Genomic DNA, 17,439 nt, shown 5'->3' on the forward strand with positions numbered 1-17,439 from the left:
GTCGGGGTCTGCCACCGGTTAACCTGCCCGCAAGACTCCGCGCATAGAGTTCCGGCACAAGGTATTTTTCGCCGGGATGGGCTCGATGATAAATTGGACGCGGGTGGACGATTTACGGGCCGAGGTCGGCGCCGACGGCCTTGACGAGATCGTGGAACTGTTTCTGGACGAGGTCGAGGGGATCGTGAGGCGGCTCGGCTCTACCCCGGAGCCGGCGCGCTTCGAGGCCGATCTGCATTTCATGAAAGGCGGCGCCTGGAACCTCGGCTTTGCCGAGTTCGGCGCGCTGTGCCAGGACGGCGAGCGCCGCGCCGCGACCGGCCGTGCGGGCGAGATCGACATCGGCCGCATCGTCGCAAGTTATTTTGCGTCCAAGACCGAGTTCATGGCCGGACTCGCCGCCGGCGCAGGCACCGGCGCGTCCGCAGCTTGAACGCAATGCTCAGATCAGGAACTCGGCCAGCGCCTCGTCCTCGGTGATATCCCGGTAAGTAAAGGCCGCGTCGTCGAACTTCGCGCGCAGCGCGACGAAATTGTCGGCGCTCTTGGTTTCGATACCGATCAGGACCGAACCGAAGTTGCGGGCAGACTTCTTCAAGTACTCGAACCGGGCAATGTCGTCATCCGGGCCGAGCATGCTGAGAAACTCGCGCAGCGCGCCGGGACGCTGCGGCATGCGCAGGATGAAGTACTTCTTCAGCCCGGAATACCGCTGGGCGCGTTCCTTGACCTCCGGCAGGCGTTCGAAATCGAAATTGCCGCCGGAGGTGACGCAGACCACCCGCTTGCCGCGGATCGTCTCGGCCAGAACCGGAAGCACGTCGACCGACAGCGCGCCCGCGGGCTCCAGCACGATGCCCTCGGCGTTCAGCATCTCCAGCATCGTCACGCAGATCCGGTCCTCCGGCGCGGCGAGGATCTGCTCGGCCCGCGCCCAGCTCAGGCGCTCGAACGGCTCGGCGCCGATCCGGGCCACCGCGGCGCCGTCGACGAAACTGTTGAGTCGCTTCAGCGTCACCGGCTCCCCGGCCGCAACGGCGGCGGCAAGGCTCGCGCCGCCGGCGGGTTCGACGAAGCGATAGTCGGTCTGCGGAGCGACTTCGGCAAGATATCCGGTCACGCCCGAGGCGAGGCCACCGCCGCCGACCGGCAGGATCACCAGATCGGGCGCCTCGCCCAACTGATCAAGGATCTCGACCGCCACGCTGGCCTGTCCCTCGATCACGTCGGGGTCGTCGAACGGCGAGAGGAAGTGTGCTTCGGCCTCGACGCAGTAACGCTGCGCAGCCGCGAGCGTCTGGTCAAAATAGTCGCCGACCAGTTTGATTTCGACACTATCCTGCCCGAAAACCTTGGTCTTGTCGATTTTCTGCTGCGGCGTCGTGACCGGCATGAAGATCGTGCCGCGGACCCCGAAATGGCGGCAGGCATAGGCGACGCCTTGGGCGTGGTTGCCAGCACTGGCACAGACGAAATGGCCGTGCGCGGGGTCGGCGGCCAGCGTCTTGCGCATCGCGGTGAAGGCGCCGCGCAGCTTGTAGCTGCGCACCGGAGTCAGATCCTCGCGCTTGAGCCAGATCTCGGCACCGTACCGGGCCGAGAGGTGGTCGTTGCGCTGCAGCGGCGTTGGCGGGAACAGGCTCCGCAGCGCCTCGGTCGCCTGCCGTGCCGCCTTTGCAAAACCGTCCATGACCGTGCCTCCGCTCGTGATCCGGCTCTTCGGCCACGAACGGGCGCGACTGTCAAGGAAGCGATGCCCGCTTGGGCACCCGTTGCTTGCCCTTGCGTCGAAACTCCGCTAATCGCGGGCGCGATTGCCCCCTCGCCGACGGAGTGCCCCATGTCCGCGCCCAAGAAAGTCGTCCTTGCCTATTCCGGCGGTCTCGACACCTCGATCATCCTGAAATGGCTGCAGACCGAATATGGCTGCGAGGTCGTGACCTTCACCGCCGATCTCGGCCAGGGCGAGGAGCTGGACCCGGCGCGCCGGAAGGCCGAGCTTCTGGGGATCAAGCCGGAGAACATCTACATCGAGGATGTGCGCGAGGAGTTCGTGCGCGACTTCGTCTTCCCGATGTTCCGCGCGAACGCGCTTTACGAGGGGCTTTACCTCCTCGGCACCTCGATCGCCCGGCCGCTGATCTCCAAGCGGCTGGTGGAGATCGCCGCCGAGACCGGCGCCGACGCGGTGGCGCATGGCGCGACCGGCAAGGGCAACGACCAGGTGCGGTTCGAGCTTTCGGCCTACGCGCTCAATCCCCACATCAAGGTCATCGCGCCGTGGCGCGAATGGGACCTGACCTCGCGCACCCGGCTTCTGGAGTTCGCCGAGGCGAACCAGATCCCGATCGCCAAGGACAAGCGCGGCGAGGCGCCGTTCTCGGTCGATGCGAACCTCCTTCACACCTCCTCCGAGGGCAAGGTGCTGGAGAACCCCGGCGACGAGGCGCCGGACTACGTCTACCAGCGCACCGTGCACCCCGAGGAAGCGCCCGACACGCCCGAAATGGTGGAGATCACCTTCGAGAAGGGCGACGCCGTCGCGATCAACGGCGAGGCGATGAGCCCGGCTTCGATCCTGACGAAGCTCAATGAGCTTGGGGGCAAGCATGGCGTCGGCCGGCTCGACCTCGTGGAGAACCGCTTCGTTGGCATGAAGTCGCGCGGAGTCTACGAGACGCCGGGCGGCACGGTGCTTCTGGAAGCCCACCGCGGCATCGAGCAGATCACGCTGGATGCGGGCGCCGGGCATCTCAAGGACTCGATCATGCCGCGCTATGCCGAGCTCATTTACAACGGCTTCTGGTTCTCGCCCGAGCGCGAGATGCTGCAGGCGCTGATCGACAAAAGCCAGGAGCATGTCTCCGGCACCGTCCGCGTGAAGCTCTACAAGGGCTCGGCCCGGACCGTCGCGCGCTGGTCGGATCACTCGCTTTACAGCGAGAAGCACGTCACCTTTGAGGAAGATGCCGGCGCCTACGACCAGAAGGATGCCGAGGGCTTCATCCGCCTCAACGCGCTGCGCCTGAAGCTGATCGCCACGCGCAATGAGCGGGTGAAGGGCTGAGGCCTTCGTGACGTAACGCTCCGGTTGCGCCTCGAAGGCCGCCGATCCTAGATCCTTCCGGACAACCGGGAGGATCTCATGCCGCTAGACGCCATCGCCGCCGACATTGCCAGGACGCTCGAGACCCGGAACTTCTCCGGGTCGCTCAAGTTCGACTGCGGCGAGGCCGGGGTGATCGTGCTGGCCGACGGCACCGCCTCGACGTCGGACCGCGAGACCGACTGCACGCTGACGATCTCCGAGGACAATCTCGTGAAGCTCCTGACCGGCAAGCTCAACCCGATGACCGGGGTGGTGCTCGGCAAGCTGAAGGTCTCGGGCGACCTCGGCGTGGCGATGGGGCTTGCGAAGCTTCTGGGTTAAACAGTCTCTATTCCGGCTGAAATCGCGCCTGACCGGCGGTTGCTCACGACGCTTCACGGGAAGATGACTTGCCGTGGGTCCGAGTTCCGCCATGCTTCGGCAAACCGGAGGACGCCATGCTGAGACTTGCCCTTGCCCTGACTTTTCTCGCCAGCCCGGCCCTGGCCGCGACCGAAACCGCGATCGTCGCGGGCGGTTGCTTCTGGTGCGTGGAGGCGGATTTCGAAAGTGTGCCAGGGGTGAAGGAGGTCGTCTCGGGCTATACCGGCGGCAAGACTGCCAATCCTACCTACAAGCAGGTCAGCCGCGGCGGCACCGGCCATTACGAGGCGGTCGAGATCCGCTACGACCCGGATAAGATCGGCTATCCGAAGATCCTCGAGATGTTCTTCCGCTCGGTCGACCCGACCGATGCCGGTGGCCAGTTCTGCGACCGGGGCGAAAGCTATCGCACTGCGGTCTTCGTGAAAGACCAGGGTCAGCGCAACGCTGCCGAAGCCGCGAAGGCCGCGGCGGAACTGGCGCTTGGCCAGAAGATCGTGACGCCGATCCTGAAGGCGAAGCCGTTCTACAAGGCCGAGGCCTACCACCAGAATTACTACAAGGGCACCGACCTGGTCCTCACCCGGCGCGGCCCGAAGCGGCAGGCGGAGGCCTACAAGTTCTACCGCAAGGCCTGCGGCCGTGACGCGCGGATACAGGCGCTTTGGGGCAGCGCGGCGCCCTTCGCCCACTAGGCCCGGAAGGCCTCAACCTCGTCGAGCGTCGGGATCGCGTCGGCGGTGCCGTGGCGCGTGACCTTGAGGCTCGCCGCCGCGCCGGCAAGCGACAGCGCCGCGGCCGGCGGGCGGCCGGCATCGCGGGCGGCCGCGAAATAGCCCGCGAACGTGTCGCCTGCGCCGGTCGTGTCGACCGCGTGGACCTTCACGGGCGCGGCAACGGCGCGGTCGCCCTCCCGCGAGCGCCATTCGGCGCCTTCGGCGCCGCGCGTTACCAGAAGTTCCGGCACGTCGATCAGGTCGAGCCCGATCCCCATCGCGGCAGCGAGCTGGTCCGCCTCGACGGCATTCAGGGCCAGAACGGTGACGTTTTCCAGCACGGCCTGCACCGCGCCGATGTCGAAGGGGGCGGCGGAATAGATCACCCGCATGCCAAGCTCGCGCGCCAGTGCGGCCGCTTCGGCCTGATGCGCCGTCTCGTTTTGCAAGAGCAGCGTGTCGCTTGGCCCGGCACCGGCAAGCGCGGCGTCGATCAAGGAGAACGGCAGCGCCCAGTTGGCACCGGGAAAGAGCACGATAGCGTTCTCGCCGCCCGCATCGACATTGATGATCGCATGGCCCGAAGGCGTGTCGAGCCGGGCGATGTGCCGGGTATCGACCCCCCATCCGGCGAGCCGGTCGACCGCCCAGGTACCATCGGATCCTACCGCGCCGATATGGACGACCCTCGCCCCGGCCTTGGCGGCGGCGGCGGACTGGTTCGCGCCCTTGCCGCCAAGTCCCACCGTGTAGCTCTCGGCCGCCAGCGTCTCTCCGGGCGCCGGCAGATGCGGCACCCGGTAGAAGTGGTCGATATTGATCGAGCCGAGATTGTAGATCGTCATCCCTGTCCCAGCCGGCAGGCGGCGATCACCGCCATGTTGAGGATATCGTTGACCGTGGAGCCCATCGAACAGATCTGGATCGGCTTGTCGACACCTGTGAGGATCGGGCCGATCACGGTCGCGCCCGCCATCTCCTGCAACAGCTTCACCGAGATCGAGGCCGAATGCCGCGCCGGTACGACGAGCACGTTGGCTGGGCCCGAGAGCCGGCAGAACGGGTAATGTGCCATCTGTTCGGGGTTGAGAGCGACATCCACCGTCATCTCGCCCTCGTATTCGAAGTCGACTCCGCGCTTGTCGAGCACGCGCGGCGCTTGGTGCATCTTGGTTGCGCGCTCCGAGACCGGGTAGCCGAAGGTCGAGAACGACAGGAACGCGACGCGCGGCTCGATCCCGAGGCCACGCGCGACGAGCGCGCCGCGCTCGGCGATGTCGGCGAGGTCGTTCTCGTCGGGCCATTCATGCACCAGCGTGTCGCCGAGAAAGATGATCCGGCCACGATGGACGATCGCGGTGATGCCGACGGCGCCATCCTCGGCCTTCACGTCGAAGACGTGGTTGATGAGGCCGAGCACATGGGCCGATTTGCGCGTGGCCCCGGAAACGAGTCCATCGCCGTGACCATGCGCCAGCATCAGTGCCGAGAAGACGTGCCGGTCGCGGGCGGCTAGACGATGGACGTCGTGCCAGTCAAAGCCCTTGCGTTGCAGGCGCTCGTAGAGGAACTCCTTGTAAGTATCGAGATGCTTGGTGTTGGCGGCGTTCACCACCTCGATCTCGCCGACCGCGTCGACAAGGCCTTCGATGGTCAGCTTCTCGGCCACATCGTGCTCGCGACCGACCACCAGCGCCTTGCCGAGCCCGGCGCGCTGATAGGCCACCGCCGCGCGCAGCACGCGTGGGTCGTCGCCCTCGGCGAAGATCATCCGCGCCTGGGCGGCGCGGGCGCGGGCGTGGATGCCCTGCAGGATCGACGCCGTCGGGTCCATGCGGCTCTTGAGGTGGAGCTCGTAGGCCTCCATGTCGATGATCGGACGGCGGGCGACGCCGGTATGCATCCCGGCCCTGGCGACCGCCGGCGGGATGACGTGGATCAGGCGCGGATCGAACGGCGTCGGGATGATGTAGTCGCGTCCGAAGGAGAGCTTGCGGCCATAGGCCATCGCCACCTCTTCCGGCACCGGCTGGCGGGCCAGTTTCGCCAGCGCCTCGGCGCAGGCGATCTTCATCTCGTCATTGATCGCGCGGGCGTGGATGTCGAGGGCACCGCGGAAGAGATAGGGAAAGCCGAGGACGTTGTTGACCTGGTTCGGGTAGTCCGACCGGCCGGTGGCGACGATCGCGTCCTCGCGCACCTCATGCGCCTCTTCCGGCGTGATCTCGGGATCGGGGTTGGCCATCGCGAAGATGACCGGGTTCGGCGCCATCGAGGCGACCATCTCCTGCGTCACCGCGCCCTTGGCCGACACGCCGAGGAAGACGTCGGCGCCGCGCATCGCGTCCTCGAGCGTCCGCGCGTCGGTCTTGATCGCATGGGCCGATTTCCACTGGTTCATGCCTTCCTGGCGGCCCTGGTAGATGACCCCCTTGGTGTCGCACATGATGCAGTTTTCCGGCCGCGCACCCATCGTCTTGATCAGTTCAAGACACGCGATGCCCGCCGCCCCGGCGCCGTTCAGCACGATCCGGCAATCTTCGAGCCGCTTGCCCGACAGTTCCAGCGCGTTGATGAGCCCGGCGGCACAGATGACGGCGGTGCCGTGCTGGTCGTCATGGAACACCGGAATGTCCATGATCTCCTTCAGCCGGCTCTCGATGATGAAGCATTCCGGCGCCTTGATGTCCTCAAGGTTGATGCCGCCGAAGGTCGGGCCCATCAGGCTGACGGCCTTGATGATCTCGTCGGCATCCTCGGTATCGAGCTCGATGTCGATCGCATTCACGTCGGCGAAGCGCTTGAAGAGGACCGCCTTGCCTTCCATCACCGGCTTCGAGGCCAGGGCTCCGAGATTGCCGAGCCCGAGGATCGCGGTGCCGTTAGACACGACCGCGACCATGTTGCCCTTCACCGTGTAGTCATAGGCCGTCCCCGGATCGGCCGCGATCGCCTCGACCGGCACCGCGACACCCGGCGAATAGGCGAGCGAAAGATCGCGCTGCGTCGCCATCGGCTTCGACGCGTTGATCTCGTACTTCCCGGGCGTGGGGTTCAGGTGGTAGGCAAGCGCCTCTTCGGGCGTGACGCGGTTCTTCGGGGCCATAAGCGACGTTTCCTTGATCGTTTCCGCCGTCATAGCGCCGCTTCCCTCGGGTCACAATGCACCGATTAGCGGCTTTTCCCCGGGAGCGCGGTTTTGTAGGGTCGCAGCGAGGATCGAGGGGGTGCGCGTGAACGCTCAGGACGGCAACGTGACGCCGATGATGGCGCAGTTTCTGGAGATCAAGGGGCGTTATCCGGACGCGCTCCTTTTCTACCGGATGGGCGATTTCTACGAGATGTTCTTCGATGATGCCGAGGCGGCGGCTTCGGCGCTCGACATCGCGCTGACCAAGCGCGGCCAGCATCTCGGCCAGGACATTCCGATGTGCGGCGTCCCGGTGCATTCCGCCGAGGGTTATCTTCTGACGCTCATCCGCAAGGGCTTCCGCGTCGCCATCGCCGAGCAGATGGAGGACCCGGCCGAGGCGAAGAAACGCGGCTCGAAATCGGTCGTGGCGCGCGACGTGGTGCGACTGGTGACGCCCGGAACGCTGACCGAGGAGTCGCTTCTGGAGGCACGGCGCCACAACTTCCTCGCCGCCTGGGCCGAGGTGCGCGACACGGCCGCCCTCGCCTGGGTCGATATCTCCACCGGCGAGTTCCGCGTGATCCCCTGCCCGATCTCCCGGCTCTCGCCGGAACTCGCGCGACTTGGCCCGCGCGAGGTCGTCGTCAGCGAGACGAAAGAGGCCGACCTGGCTGGATTAGTGTCTGATTCCGGGGCCGCGATGACGCCGCTCTCGCGCGGGTCCTTTGACAGTACCGGGGCCGAGAAACGCCTTTGCGAGCTTTTCGACGTCGCCACGCTCGACGCCTTCGGCAGTTTCGACCGGGCCGAGGCTTCGGCGATGGGCGCGATCGTCGACTATCTCGACCTCACCCAGCGCGGCAAGCTGCCGCTCCTGCGCCCGCCGGTGAAGGAAATGCCGGGCGGCTCGGTGCAGATCGACGCCGCGACGCGACGCAATCTGGAGATCACCCAGTCGCTCTCGGGCGGTCGCGACGGCTCGCTGATCGCCGCGATCGACCGCACCGTGACCGCAGGCGGAGCGCGGCTTCTCGAACGGCGGCTCTCCGCCCCCTCGCGCGACCTCGCCGAGATCCGCGCGCGGCTCGAAGCGGTGCGGTTCCTCGCGGGCGAAGCCCGGCTCGCCGAGGCGCTGCGCGCCGATCTCAGGAAGGCGCCCGACATCGACCGGGCACTGTCGCGGCTCGCCCTCGACCGGGGCGGACCGCGCGATCTCGCCGCGATCCGCGCCGGGCTCGCCGAGGCCGGCTCCATCGCCCGGCGGCTTGACGGAGACATACCGGCCCGGCTCGCCGGCGCCGCCAAGGATCTCGTCGGTTTCGGCGATCTCGTTGCCTATCTCGATGCAGCCCTGGTGGCGGAGCCGCCGCTTCTGGCCCGCGACGGCGGCTTCATCGCGGCCGGCCACAATCCGGAACTCGACGAGGCGCGGCAACTGCGCGACGAGGGTCGCGGCGTGATCGCTCGGATGCAGGCCGACTATATCACCGAGACGGGTATCCAGAGCCTCAAGATCAAGCACAACAACGTGCTTGGCTATTTCATCGAGACGACCGCGACCCATGCCGAGAAGATGCTCTCGGCGCCGCTGAACGAGACCTTCATCCATCGCCAGACCACGGCCAACCAGGTGCGCTTCACCACGGTCCCGCTGTCGGAGATGGAGACCCGGATCCTCAACGCCGGAAACCTCGCGCTCGAGATCGAAAAAAGGCTCTATGACGGCCTGAAAGCGATGGTTCTCGACACCTCCGTCCTCATCTCGCAAGCGGCCCGTGCGCTCTCGGAGATCGACCTCACCGCCGCCTTCGCCGATATCGCTCGCGGCGAGGACTGGTGCGAACCCACGGTCGACGACAGCCGCGCCTTCGAGATCGAGGGCGGGCGGCATCCCGTCGTGGAACGCGCGCTGAAACGCACAGGCGAGCCCTTCATCGCCAATGACTGCCTGCTGACCAGCGGCGAGACTCCGGCGATCTGGCTCCTGACCGGCCCGAACATGGCCGGCAAGTCGACCTTCCTGCGCCAGAACGCGCTCCTCGCGCTCCTCGCGCAGGCCGGCAGCTTCGTCCCGGCGCGCCGCGCCCACATCGGCCTCGTCAGCCAGCTCTTCAGCCGGGTCGGCGCGGCCGACGACCTCGCCCGCGGTCGCTCCACCTTCATGGTCGAGATGGTCGAGACGGCGGCGATCCTCAACCAGGCCGACGACCGGGCGCTCGTCATCCTCGACGAGATCGGCCGCGGCACCGCGACCTATGACGGCCTTTCGATCGCCTGGGCGACGCTCGAACACCTGCATGACGTGAACCGTACAAGGGCGCTCTTCGCCACCCATTACCACGAGATGACCGCGCTCGCGCACAAGCTCGACGGGGTCGAGAACGCCACTGTCGCGGTCAAGGAATGGGAAGGCGAGGTGATCTTCCTGCACGAGGTCCGAAAGGGCGCGGCTGATCGCAGCTACGGCGTGCAGGTCGCTCGCCTCGCGGGATTGCCGACGGCCGTTGTCGAACGGGCAAAGATCGTGCTGGACGCGCTGGAGAAAGGCGAACGCGAGGGCGGAACCCGCAAGCACACGCTGATCGACGACCTGCCGCTCTTCAGTGCCGCGCCCGCCGCCACGGCGCGGCCGGTCAAACAGGAGTCGCAGCTGGAAGACCGGCTGTCCGCCCTTCATCCCGACGAGATGACCCCACTCGAAGCCCTGGCCGCGCTCTACGAGCTCAAGGCCCTGACCGGCGACTGAGACGCGACCTCATCCCTTCTTCATTGCGGAAATACCCCACGGGGGTGCGGGGGTGTGAAACCCCCGCCCTCGACGCCGGAACTCAGGACTTCGGCATCGAGCTGACGCCGACCTGCGCCGGGCGCAGCAGCCGTTCGTGGAGCATGAAGCCCTCGGTCATCACCTGGATGATGTCCCCCGCCTTGGTGCCGGGCACCGGCGCCTCGAACATCGCCTGATGCAGTTGCGGGTCGAAGCTCTCGCCGACCGCCGGCACGACCGGCTGGACGCCATGCTTACCGAGGACGCTGATCAACTCGCGCATGGTCAGCTCGACGCCCTCGATGAGGCCCTTGGCGGCAACGCGGCTTTCCTCGCTGGCCGCATCGAGCGCGCGCTTGAGGTTGTCGTAGACCGGCAGGAGATCGCGGGCGAGCTTGGAGCCGCCATATTGCTCGGCTTCGCGACGGTCGCGCTCGCCGCGCTTGCGGATGTTCTCGGCGTCCGCGAGCGCACGCATGAATCGGTCGCGCATCTCGTCACGTTCGGCCCGAAGCGCCTCAAGCTCTCCGGCCATCACGTCGATCTCGAGTCCCTCGTCGCCGATCAGCGCCTGATCCTCGGCAATCTCGTCTTTCTTCATGTCACTCATGGTCTTATCCCTTGCGCTCCCCGGACAAGAGCCGTCCGACGAGTTGCGCCGTGTAGTCGACGATCGGCACGATGCGGCCATAGTTCAGCCGCGTCGGACCGATCACACCCACGGCACCGATGATCTTACGGTCAGCGTTCATATAGGGAGAGACCACCAGAGAGGAACCCGAAAGTGAGAAAAGCTTGTTCTCGGAGCCGATAAAAATGCGCACACCTTCACCGGCCTCGGCAAGTTCGAGAAATTCCGCGATGTCGCGCTTGCGTTCCAGATCGTCGAAGAGCGTGCGGATCCGGTCAAGATCGGCCTCGTCGGCCTGGTCGATCAGGTTCGCCCGACCCCGGACGATGAGCCGCTCCGTCGCCTCGCCCGGATTCTCCCAGACCGCAAGCCCGCTTTCCACGAGTGCGTGCGCGGCGGCGTCGAGCTCCTGACGGCGCCGGGCAATCTCGGTCCGCATATGGACGCGAAGTTCGGAAAGTGTCCGGCCCTCGGCCAGCACGTTGAGGAAGTTGGCTGCCTCGCGCATCGAGGACGGCGTCTGGCCGAGAGGCGGAGTAAAGACACGGTTCTCGACCTGGCCGTCGGCGAAGACAAGCACCACGAGCGCGCGTTCGGGACCGAGGCTCACGAATTCTATGTGGCGGATCGGGGCTTCGTGCTTCGGCGTCAACACGAGGCTCGCGCCGTGAGTAATTCCGGACAGAGCCTGGCCGACGCGGTCGAGAAGCGAAGCGACCCCCGGCTCCTTGCCGCCCGTCGTCGCATCGATCGCTTCGCGGTCCTGGAGCGAGAGCGTCGAGACCTCCATCAACCCGTCGACGAACATCCTGAGACCGAGCTGGGTCGGGATCCGGCCGGCCGAGGTGTGGGGGCTGTCGAGAAGGCCGAGATATTCGAGATCCTGCATCACGTTGCGGATCGTCGCGGCCGAGACCTTCTCGCTCATCGCGCGGGTCAATGTGCGCGAGCCGACCGGATCACCGCTGTCGAGATACCCTTCGACCACGCGCCGGAACACCTCCCGCGAACGGTCGTTCATCTCGGCCAGGATCTTTGCTCGGTCACTCATCGCCTTCCCCATATGGGTGCGGGACAGTTAAAGAGCCAAGGCCCCAACCGTCAATCGGGGTTGCATCCGCGGCCAAGCGGCCTGTATCTGGCCGAAAGAGCGAGGAAAGGACGATCCATGCGACCCTCTGGCCGGAAACTCGACGAGATGCGGGCGATCTCGATCGAAACGGGTGTCACCAAACACGCCGAGGGATCCTGCCTGATCCGTTGCGGCGACACCCATGTGCTCTGCACCGCGACGATCGAGGACAAGGCGCCCTCGTTCCTGAAGGGCACCGGGCTCGGCTGGGTCACGGCCGAATACGGCATGCTGCCCCGCGCCACCAACACCCGCAATCGTCGTGAGGCGGCCGCCGGCAAGCAATCGGGAAGAACTCAAGAAATTCAAAGGCTTATCGGTCGTGCGCTGCGAGCCGGCGTGGACCGGGTGGCGCTTGGTGAGCGCCAGATCGTCGTGGATTGCGACGTGATCCAGGCCGACGGAGGCACCCGCTGCGCGGCGATCACCGGCGGTTGGGTGGCGCTCAGGCTGGCGGTCAACAAGCTCCTCAAGGCCGGGGTCGTGACCTCGGATCCGATCGTCGATCATGTGGCCGCGGTTTCTTGCGGTATCTATGCCGGCCAGCCGATCGCCGATCTCGATTACGCCGAGGACAGCGAGGCGGGAACCGACGGCAATTTCATCCTCACCGGACGCGGGCGTCTGATCGAGGTGCAGATGTCGGCCGAGGGCGCGACCTTCTCGCGCGACGAGATGGGCCGGCTTCTCGATCTCGCCGAGGCCGGGATCGCACGACTGGTCGAGGCGCAGAAGGCAGCGATCTGATGCGGAAGTTCTCGGGCAAGCGGCTGCTGGTGGCGACCCACAACAAGGGCAAGCTGGCCGAGATCGCGGCACTTCTGGAACCCTACGGCATCGCCTGCGTCAGCGGCGGCGAGATGGGGCTGCCGGAGCCCGAGGAAACCGAGACGACCTTTGTCGGCAATGCCCGCATCAAGGCCCATGCCGCCGCAATGACGACAGGGCTCCCCGCGCTCGCCGATGACAGCGGCATCGAGGTCGACGGTCTTGGCGGCGCGCCGGGCGTCTATACCGCCGATTGGGCGATGACGCCTTCGGGGCGGGATTTCGTGCAGGCCATGACCCGGACCTGGGATGAGCTGGAGCGCGCGGGCGCCCCCTACCCCCGCCGTGCGCGGTTCCGGGCGGCGATGGTTTTGGCCTGGCCGGACGGTCACGACGAGGTGTTCGAAGGCAAGGTAGAGGGCCAGGTCGTCTGGCCAATGCGCGGGGCCCAAGGACACGGCTACGATCCGATGTTCCAGCCGGATGGCTACGACATGACTTTCGCGGAGATGGATCCGGCCAAGAAGAACCGGATCAGTCACCGCGCTGATGCGTTCGGAAAGCTGGTTGCCTGTTTCGAGGGAAGCGACGCATGAAGCGGATATCGACCGGATCGCCGTTCGAAGCGACGATGGGTTATAGCCGGGCAGTCGTGAAGGGTGGCTGGTGTTTTGTCTCGGGCGTGACCGGCTATGATTACGCCACGATGACGATGCCGGAGCAAATCGCAGATCAGGCACGGAACTGCTTCTCGACGATCCGCGATGTCCTGGGTGAGGCTGGATTCACCCTCGAGGATGTGGTGCGAGTGCAGTATACGGTGACCGATGCCGCGCTGGTCGAGGACCTGGTGCCGGCGCTCGGAGAGGCGTTCGGCGAGATCCGGCCGGCGGCGACCATGGTGGTCGCGGGGCTGATCCGGCCAGAAATGAAGGTCGAGATCGAGGTCACCGCCTTCAAGGGGTGAAGACGGGTCGGACCGGAGTGGCATTGATGGAAGACTGGCAGCACGGTGGTTTTGGGCTTTATTTGCACTGGCCGTTCTGCGCGTCTAAATGCCCCTATTGCGATTTCAACTCCCACGTCGCGGCCGAGATCGATCAGGAGCGCTGGAAGCGGGCCTATCTCTCGGAGATCGAGCGGGTCGGACGCGAAACCGAGGGTCGTATCCTCAACACCGTATTCTTCGGCGGCGGCACGCCGTCGCTGATGGCGCCCGAACTGGTGGCGGCGATCCTCGACAAGGTGCGTGCGACCTGGAGGATGGCGAACGATCTCGAAGTGACGCTCGAGGCCAATCCCGGCAGCGTCGAGGCCGGGCGGTTCCGCGGCTATGCCGAGGCCGGGGTCAACCGGATCTCGATGGGTATTCAGGCGTTGAACGACGTTGATCTGAAGCGACTCGGGCGGCTGCATTCGGTCACGGAGGCGCGTGCGGCGTTCGATGTGGCGCGCGATGTTTTCGCGCGGGTGAGCTTCGATCTCATCTACGCGCGTCAGGATCAAAATCTGCGCGCTTGGGAGACGGAACTTGGCGAAGCGATGGCGATGGCGGTGGATCACCTGTCGCTCTATCAACTGACGATCGAGGACGGGACGGCCTTCGGCGCCCGCCACACGGCGGGTGGTTTGAAGGGATTGCCCGAGGACGATCTGTCGGCAGATATGTATCTGAAAACACAAGATATTCTAGGACCCTCCGGTATGCCCGCCTACGAGGTGTCGAACCACGCGCGAGATGGGGCGGAGAGCCGGCACAACCTGATCTACTGGCGCTATGGCGATTACGCCGGGATCGGGCCGGGAGCACACGGCCGGCTGACGCTCAAAGGACAGAGGTTTGCGACGGAAACGCCGCTCGCTCCTTCCAGATGGCTACAGCAGGTCGAGGCGACAGGCCACGGAGAGTCTCCGCGCGAAGCTATTTCGGAGGCCGATCAGGCCGGCGAATACCTGATGATGGCGCTGAGGCTGGCCGAGGGCATGGATATGAACCGGTATGCGCAGCTTGCTGGAGTCGGGTTGGATGAGATCGCCGTGGACCGACTTGAAGAGCTCGGGATGCTACGCCGCGATAGCACGCGAATTGCCGCGACGGCAGCAGGTCGTGCCGTATTAAACGCCGTAATTCGCGAGTTGATGCCATGATCCGCCCGATCTGGCTGCTCGCGGGCGGCGCAGCCCTGGCATTGGCCGCGGCCGGAATCGTGCTCCCGCTCGTGCCGACGGTCCCTTTTCTGCTGCTCGCGGCTTTCTGTTTCGCAAGGGGGTCGGAGCGGATGCATGGCTGGCTTGTGGCGCATCATCAGTTCGGACCGCCAATCCGGGACTGGCAGGAGCGTGGCGCGGTCTCGCGGCGCGTAAAGTGGATAGCGAGCGCGTCGATTGCAGCTGCGCTGTGCCTCGCCGCGGCATTCCGCCTGCCCCTCGGGCTGCTGGCCGTGCAGGCCGTCGTTCTCTGTGGCGTGCTGCTGTTTCTTTGGACGCGGCCTGAGGCCTAGCGAGTCGAACTCAGGATCTGGCAGAGCTCGTCAAGCTCGTCGAGCGTTCGGTAAGTGATCATCAGATTGCCGCCGTCATGGCCCTTGTGGTCGATCACTACCTTCATCTTCAGATTGGCCGAGAGATCCTGTTCGAGAACGCGGGTATCGGCGTCCTTCTCCGGGCGCGCCGCCTGTCGCGGTGCGGTTGTTTTGGCCGGAGCCTTGGCCAGCCGCTCGGTTTCGCGTACCGAAAGACCCTTTGCGATGACCTGCCGTGCCAGGGCGACGGGATTGTCCGTGGTGACGAGCGCGCGGGCATGCCCGGCGGTCAGCTGACCTTCACGCAGCCAGGTCTGGACCTCGTCGGGCAGGGTCAGCAGCCGCAGGAGATTGGCGATGTGGCTGCGGCTCTTCGAGAGGCCTTCCGCGAGCTTCTCCTGGGTGTGACCGAACCGGTCCATGAGCTGGCGGTAACCCATCGCCTCTTCGACCGGGTTCAGGTCGGCGCGCTGGATGTTTTCGATGATCGCGACTTCAAGCACCTCGGTATCGGTGAATTCCCGAACGACGACCGGAACGTCGTGAAGTTGCGCCATCTGCGCGGCGCGCCAGCGTCGCTCGCCGGCTACAATCTCGTAACTATCTGATTTTCTTGGATTTTGCCTGACAATTAGTGGCTGAATAATGCCCTTCGCGCGGATCGATGCGGCAAGCTCCTCAAGCTGCTCGCGCGGAAAATCCCGGCGGGGCTGGTCGGGATTGGGCTCGAGCTTCTCAACCGGCACGCGCGCGTCTGACCGCCGAGGGCGGTCACCAAGCGAGTCCTCCGCCCGGTCAAGATTGACGTCCGCCATAAGGGCCGAAAGACCGCGGCCGAGACCGCGCCGTTCGCTCTTTCTGTCTGACATGTGTTGCCCTTTCCTAGCTCTTCCCGTGCCGCGCCAGCATTTCCTGCGCAAGCGCGCGATAGGCAAGACTTCCCTTCGACATCGTGTCGTAAACGAGAACCGGCACCGCGTAGGACGGTGCCTCGCTCAGCCGGACATTGCGTGGCACGACCGTCTCATACACCAGCGCGCCGAGGTTGTCGCGGGCATCAGCCTCTACCTGTTGTGAGAGATTGTTCCGGCTATCATACATCGTGAGGACGATGCCCTCGATCCGCAGATCCGCATTGGCGGTTTGCCGGACTTGCCGGATCGACAGCATCAGCTGCGAAAGGCCCTCGAGCGCATAGAATTCGGCCTGCAGCGGCACCAGGACCGAATGTGCGGCGACCATCGCGTTGACGGTGAGCAGGCTGAGCGAAGGCGGACAATCGATCAGGATGTAGTCAAAGTCAAAACTGTCGATCGCCGGCTGTCGCAGCGCGTCGTGCAAAAGAAAACTGCGCTTTTCGTTCGCGACAAGCTCAATGTCGGCCGACGAGAGATCGGTCGTTGCGGGACAGAGCCAGAGCCCCTCGACTTTCGTCGGGCGAATCACGTCCATCAGTGATGCGTCTTCGATCAGGAGATCGTAGGTGGTCCTTTCCCGCTGCGCGGGCTCAATGCCGAGGCCGGTTGACGCGTTGCCCTGAGGATCGATGTCGACGAGGAGCACGCTCAAACCCTCTTCGGCGAGCGCCGCGGAAAGATTGATCGCGGTCGTGGTTTTGCCCACCCCGCCCTTCTGGTTGGCGACTGCGATGATTCGCGGGCCCGGCGGACGAGTCGGATCAGACACGCGTGATACCTCCGATGGTCAGGATGACGGCGTCGGGATCCGTCCTGCTCGGTGTCTTTTGATAGGAAAACTTCCAATCTTCAAGCGCTTGATCGATCTCGACCTGGTGATTCGCGCCTTTAGGGAACAAGGCGACACCGCCGGTTGCGAGGTGCCGATCAGCAAAGCGCACAAGCGTCGCAAGAGGCGCAAGTGCTCGCGCCGAAACGACCTCGGCCTTGATCGGCTCGAGCGCTTCGATTCGCTCGGCCCGAACCTCGGTCGTGAGGCCGAGTTCGCGGCTTACCGTGTCAAGGAACGCGGCCTTCCGCTGATCGCTTTCCACAAGCGTTACTCTCAGGTCCGGGCGCTCGTCCGCCGCCAGAATCGCGGCAACGAGCCCCGGAAAGCCGCCACCGCTCCCAAGGTCGGTCCAAGTCCGGGCTACTGGAGGAGCCAAGTCGAAGATCTGCACCGAGTCGGCAAGATGCCGGCGTCTTACGTCATCGATCGTCGAGCGCGCGACGAGATTGATCGCCGGATTCCATTTCCGGAGTATGGAAACGTAGTTTTCAAACCGATTAGATGTTTCACGTGAAACATTCCGCCCGAAGTCAAAGATCTCGCCCACGC

The 17,439-nt window shown here is 65.3% G+C and carries 18 protein-coding genes; 10 read left to right on the forward strand and 8 right to left on the reverse strand.

Features of this window, described 5'->3' with window-relative positions; all coding sequences use genetic code 11:
• The first annotated feature begins 85 nt into the window (after nt 1-85).
• A complete protein-coding gene (locus OM960_RS07605; protein ID WP_263335194.1) occupies nt 86-433 on the forward strand; it encodes an Hpt domain-containing protein in 348 nt (115 codons plus the stop codon).
• 9 nt (nt 434-442) lie between these two features.
• Here OM960_RS07605 and ilvA read toward each other — a convergent pair whose 3' ends face one another.
• Nucleotides 443-1,690, reverse strand: coding sequence for a threonine ammonia-lyase IlvA (gene ilvA / locus OM960_RS07610; protein WP_263335193.1), 1,248 nt, complete (start codon nt 1,688-1,690; stop codon nt 443-445).
• 150 nt (nt 1,691-1,840) lie between these two features.
• Between ilvA and OM960_RS07615 the strand changes: the two genes are divergently transcribed.
• The 3 genes from OM960_RS07615 to msrA all read left to right on the forward strand — a co-directional run bounded on the left by OM960_RS07615 (nt 1,841) and on the right by msrA (nt 4,167).
• Nucleotides 1,841-3,067, forward strand: a complete 1,227-nt coding sequence (locus OM960_RS07615) for an argininosuccinate synthase (RefSeq protein ID WP_263335191.1) — start codon at nt 1,841-1,843, stop codon at nt 3,065-3,067.
• A 78-nt stretch (nt 3,068-3,145) separates the two neighbouring features.
• Nucleotides 3,146-3,430, forward strand: a complete 285-nt coding sequence (locus OM960_RS07620) for an SCP2 sterol-binding domain-containing protein (RefSeq protein ID WP_264771553.1) — start codon at nt 3,146-3,148, stop codon at nt 3,428-3,430.
• A 116-nt stretch (nt 3,431-3,546) separates the two neighbouring features.
• Entirely contained in the window at nt 3,547-4,167 is a 621-nt protein-coding gene (msrA, locus tag OM960_RS07625; protein ID WP_263335188.1) for a peptide-methionine (S)-S-oxide reductase MsrA, read from the forward strand.
• Here msrA and OM960_RS07630 read toward each other — a convergent pair.
• Both OM960_RS07630 and OM960_RS07635 read right to left on the reverse strand, forming a co-directional pair.
• Complete coding sequence (locus OM960_RS07630) at nt 4,164-5,033, reverse strand: PfkB family carbohydrate kinase (protein WP_263335187.1); 870 nt, start codon at nt 5,031-5,033, stop codon at nt 4,164-4,166. The two genes, msrA and OM960_RS07630, sit on opposite strands and share 4 nt — an antisense overlap.
• The gene (locus OM960_RS07635) at nt 5,030-7,294 is read right to left on the reverse strand and encodes an NADP-dependent malic enzyme (protein ID WP_263335407.1); all 2,265 of its coding nucleotides are present in this window, start codon (nt 7,292-7,294) and stop codon (nt 5,030-5,032) included. The genes OM960_RS07630 and OM960_RS07635 overlap by 4 nt, the downstream gene beginning before the upstream one ends.
• A gap of 157 nt (nt 7,295-7,451) precedes the next feature.
• Here OM960_RS07635 and mutS point away from each other — a divergent pair, with 157 nt between their 5' ends.
• Nucleotides 7,452-10,067 (forward strand): DNA mismatch repair protein MutS, encoded by a 2,616-nt coding sequence (gene mutS / locus OM960_RS07640; RefSeq protein WP_264771629.1) that lies wholly within the window; start codon nt 7,452-7,454, stop codon nt 10,065-10,067.
• Between the two features lie 82 nt (nt 10,068-10,149).
• Here the strand turns inward: mutS and OM960_RS07645 are convergent, their stop codons facing one another.
• Together OM960_RS07645 and hrcA are read right to left on the reverse strand one after the other, a co-directional pair.
• Nucleotides 10,150-10,698: a nucleotide exchange factor GrpE gene (locus tag OM960_RS07645; protein ID WP_263335185.1), complete on the reverse strand. Its 549-nt coding sequence runs from the start codon at nt 10,696-10,698 to the stop codon at nt 10,150-10,152.
• Between the two features lie 4 nt (nt 10,699-10,702).
• Nucleotides 10,703-11,770, reverse strand: a complete 1,068-nt coding sequence (hrcA, locus tag OM960_RS07650; RefSeq protein WP_264771554.1) for a heat-inducible transcriptional repressor HrcA — start codon at nt 11,768-11,770, stop codon at nt 10,703-10,705.
• A gap of 117 nt (nt 11,771-11,887) precedes the next feature.
• Between hrcA and rph the strand changes: the two genes are divergently transcribed.
• The 5 genes from rph to OM960_RS07675 are packed head-to-tail and all read left to right on the forward strand — an operon-like array spanning nt 11,888 to nt 15,120.
• Nucleotides 11,888-12,598, forward strand: a complete 711-nt coding sequence (rph, locus tag OM960_RS07655) for a ribonuclease PH (RefSeq protein WP_263335181.1) — start codon at nt 11,888-11,890, stop codon at nt 12,596-12,598.
• Nucleotides 12,598-13,215: an RdgB/HAM1 family non-canonical purine NTP pyrophosphatase gene (gene rdgB / locus OM960_RS07660; protein ID WP_264771555.1), complete on the forward strand. Its 618-nt coding sequence runs from the start codon at nt 12,598-12,600 to the stop codon at nt 13,213-13,215. Before rph ends, rdgB begins: the two co-directional genes overlap by 1 nt.
• A complete protein-coding gene (locus OM960_RS07665; RefSeq protein WP_264771556.1) occupies nt 13,212-13,586 on the forward strand; it encodes a RidA family protein in 375 nt (124 codons plus the stop codon). The genes rdgB and OM960_RS07665 overlap by 4 nt, the downstream gene beginning before the upstream one ends.
• Before the next feature lie 26 nt (nt 13,587-13,612).
• Nucleotides 13,613-14,767 carry a radical SAM family heme chaperone HemW gene (gene hemW / locus OM960_RS07670; RefSeq protein ID WP_264771557.1) on the forward strand — a complete coding sequence of 385 codons (1,155 nt, stop codon included), beginning with the start codon at nt 13,613-13,615 and terminating at the stop codon, nt 14,765-14,767.
• Nucleotides 14,767-15,120: a YbaN family protein gene (locus OM960_RS07675; RefSeq protein ID WP_264771630.1), complete on the forward strand. Its 354-nt coding sequence runs from the start codon at nt 14,767-14,769 to the stop codon at nt 15,118-15,120. The genes hemW and OM960_RS07675 overlap by 1 nt, the downstream gene beginning before the upstream one ends.
• On the opposite strand, the gene OM960_RS07680 is transcribed toward OM960_RS07675, so the two are convergent.
• From OM960_RS07680 to rsmG, 3 genes are read right to left on the reverse strand one after another with little or no spacing between them, the layout of a single operon-like run.
• Nucleotides 15,117-16,010: a ParB/RepB/Spo0J family partition protein gene (locus OM960_RS07680; protein ID WP_263335402.1), complete on the reverse strand. Its 894-nt coding sequence runs from the start codon at nt 16,008-16,010 to the stop codon at nt 15,117-15,119. The two genes, OM960_RS07675 and OM960_RS07680, sit on opposite strands and share 4 nt — an antisense overlap.
• Before the next feature lie 13 nt (nt 16,011-16,023).
• Nucleotides 16,024-16,827 carry a ParA family protein gene (locus tag OM960_RS07685; RefSeq protein WP_263335174.1) on the reverse strand — a complete coding sequence of 268 codons (804 nt, stop codon included), beginning with the start codon at nt 16,825-16,827 and terminating at the stop codon, nt 16,024-16,026.
• The gene (gene rsmG, locus OM960_RS07690) at nt 16,820-17,437 is read right to left on the reverse strand and encodes a 16S rRNA (guanine(527)-N(7))-methyltransferase RsmG (RefSeq protein WP_264771558.1); all 618 of its coding nucleotides are present in this window, start codon (nt 17,435-17,437) and stop codon (nt 16,820-16,822) included. Before rsmG ends, OM960_RS07685 begins: the two co-directional genes overlap by 8 nt.
• Nucleotides 17,438-17,439: the final 2 nt, after the last annotated feature.

Origin of the sequence: Defluviimonas salinarum (assembly GCF_026013545.1) — a bacterium.
In the GTDB taxonomy this organism is placed as follows: Bacteria; Pseudomonadota; Alphaproteobacteria; order Rhodobacterales; family Rhodobacteraceae; genus Albidovulum; species Albidovulum salinarum.

What these genes read in the sequence shown, in the direction of transcription:
- mutS (WP_264771629.1), top strand. Translation starts at nt 7,452, where the DNA reads ATGATGGCGCAGTTTCTGGAGATCAAGGGGCGTTATCCGGACGCGCTC.
- OM960_RS07635 (WP_263335407.1), bottom strand. Translation starts at nt 7,294, where the DNA reads ATGGCCCCGAAGAACCGCGTCACGCCCGAAGAGGCGCTTGCCTACCAC.
- OM960_RS07665 (WP_264771556.1), top strand. Translation starts at nt 13,212, where the DNA reads ATGAAGCGGATATCGACCGGATCGCCGTTCGAAGCGACGATGGGTTAT.
- OM960_RS07630 (WP_263335187.1), bottom strand. Translation starts at nt 5,033, where the DNA reads ATGACGATCTACAATCTCGGCTCGATCAATATCGACCACTTCTACCGG.
- rph (WP_263335181.1), top strand. Translation starts at nt 11,888, where the DNA reads ATGCGACCCTCTGGCCGGAAACTCGACGAGATGCGGGCGATCTCGATC.
- hemW (WP_264771557.1), top strand. Translation starts at nt 13,613, where the DNA reads ATGGAAGACTGGCAGCACGGTGGTTTTGGGCTTTATTTGCACTGGCCG.
- OM960_RS07620 (WP_264771553.1), top strand. Translation starts at nt 3,146, where the DNA reads ATGCCGCTAGACGCCATCGCCGCCGACATTGCCAGGACGCTCGAGACC.
- msrA (WP_263335188.1), top strand. Translation starts at nt 3,547, where the DNA reads ATGCTGAGACTTGCCCTTGCCCTGACTTTTCTCGCCAGCCCGGCCCTG.
- rdgB (WP_264771555.1), top strand. Translation starts at nt 12,598, where the DNA reads ATGCGGAAGTTCTCGGGCAAGCGGCTGCTGGTGGCGACCCACAACAAG.
- hrcA (WP_264771554.1), bottom strand. Translation starts at nt 11,770, where the DNA reads ATGAGTGACCGAGCAAAGATCCTGGCCGAGATGAACGACCGTTCGCGG.
- ilvA (WP_263335193.1), bottom strand. Translation starts at nt 1,690, where the DNA reads ATGGACGGTTTTGCAAAGGCGGCACGGCAGGCGACCGAGGCGCTGCGG.
- OM960_RS07645 (WP_263335185.1), bottom strand. Translation starts at nt 10,698, where the DNA reads ATGAGTGACATGAAGAAAGACGAGATTGCCGAGGATCAGGCGCTGATC.
- OM960_RS07605 (WP_263335194.1), top strand. Translation starts at nt 86, where the DNA reads ATGATAAATTGGACGCGGGTGGACGATTTACGGGCCGAGGTCGGCGCC.
- OM960_RS07680 (WP_263335402.1), bottom strand. Translation starts at nt 16,010, where the DNA reads ATGTCAGACAGAAAGAGCGAACGGCGCGGTCTCGGCCGCGGTCTTTCG.
- OM960_RS07615 (WP_263335191.1), top strand. Translation starts at nt 1,841, where the DNA reads ATGTCCGCGCCCAAGAAAGTCGTCCTTGCCTATTCCGGCGGTCTCGAC.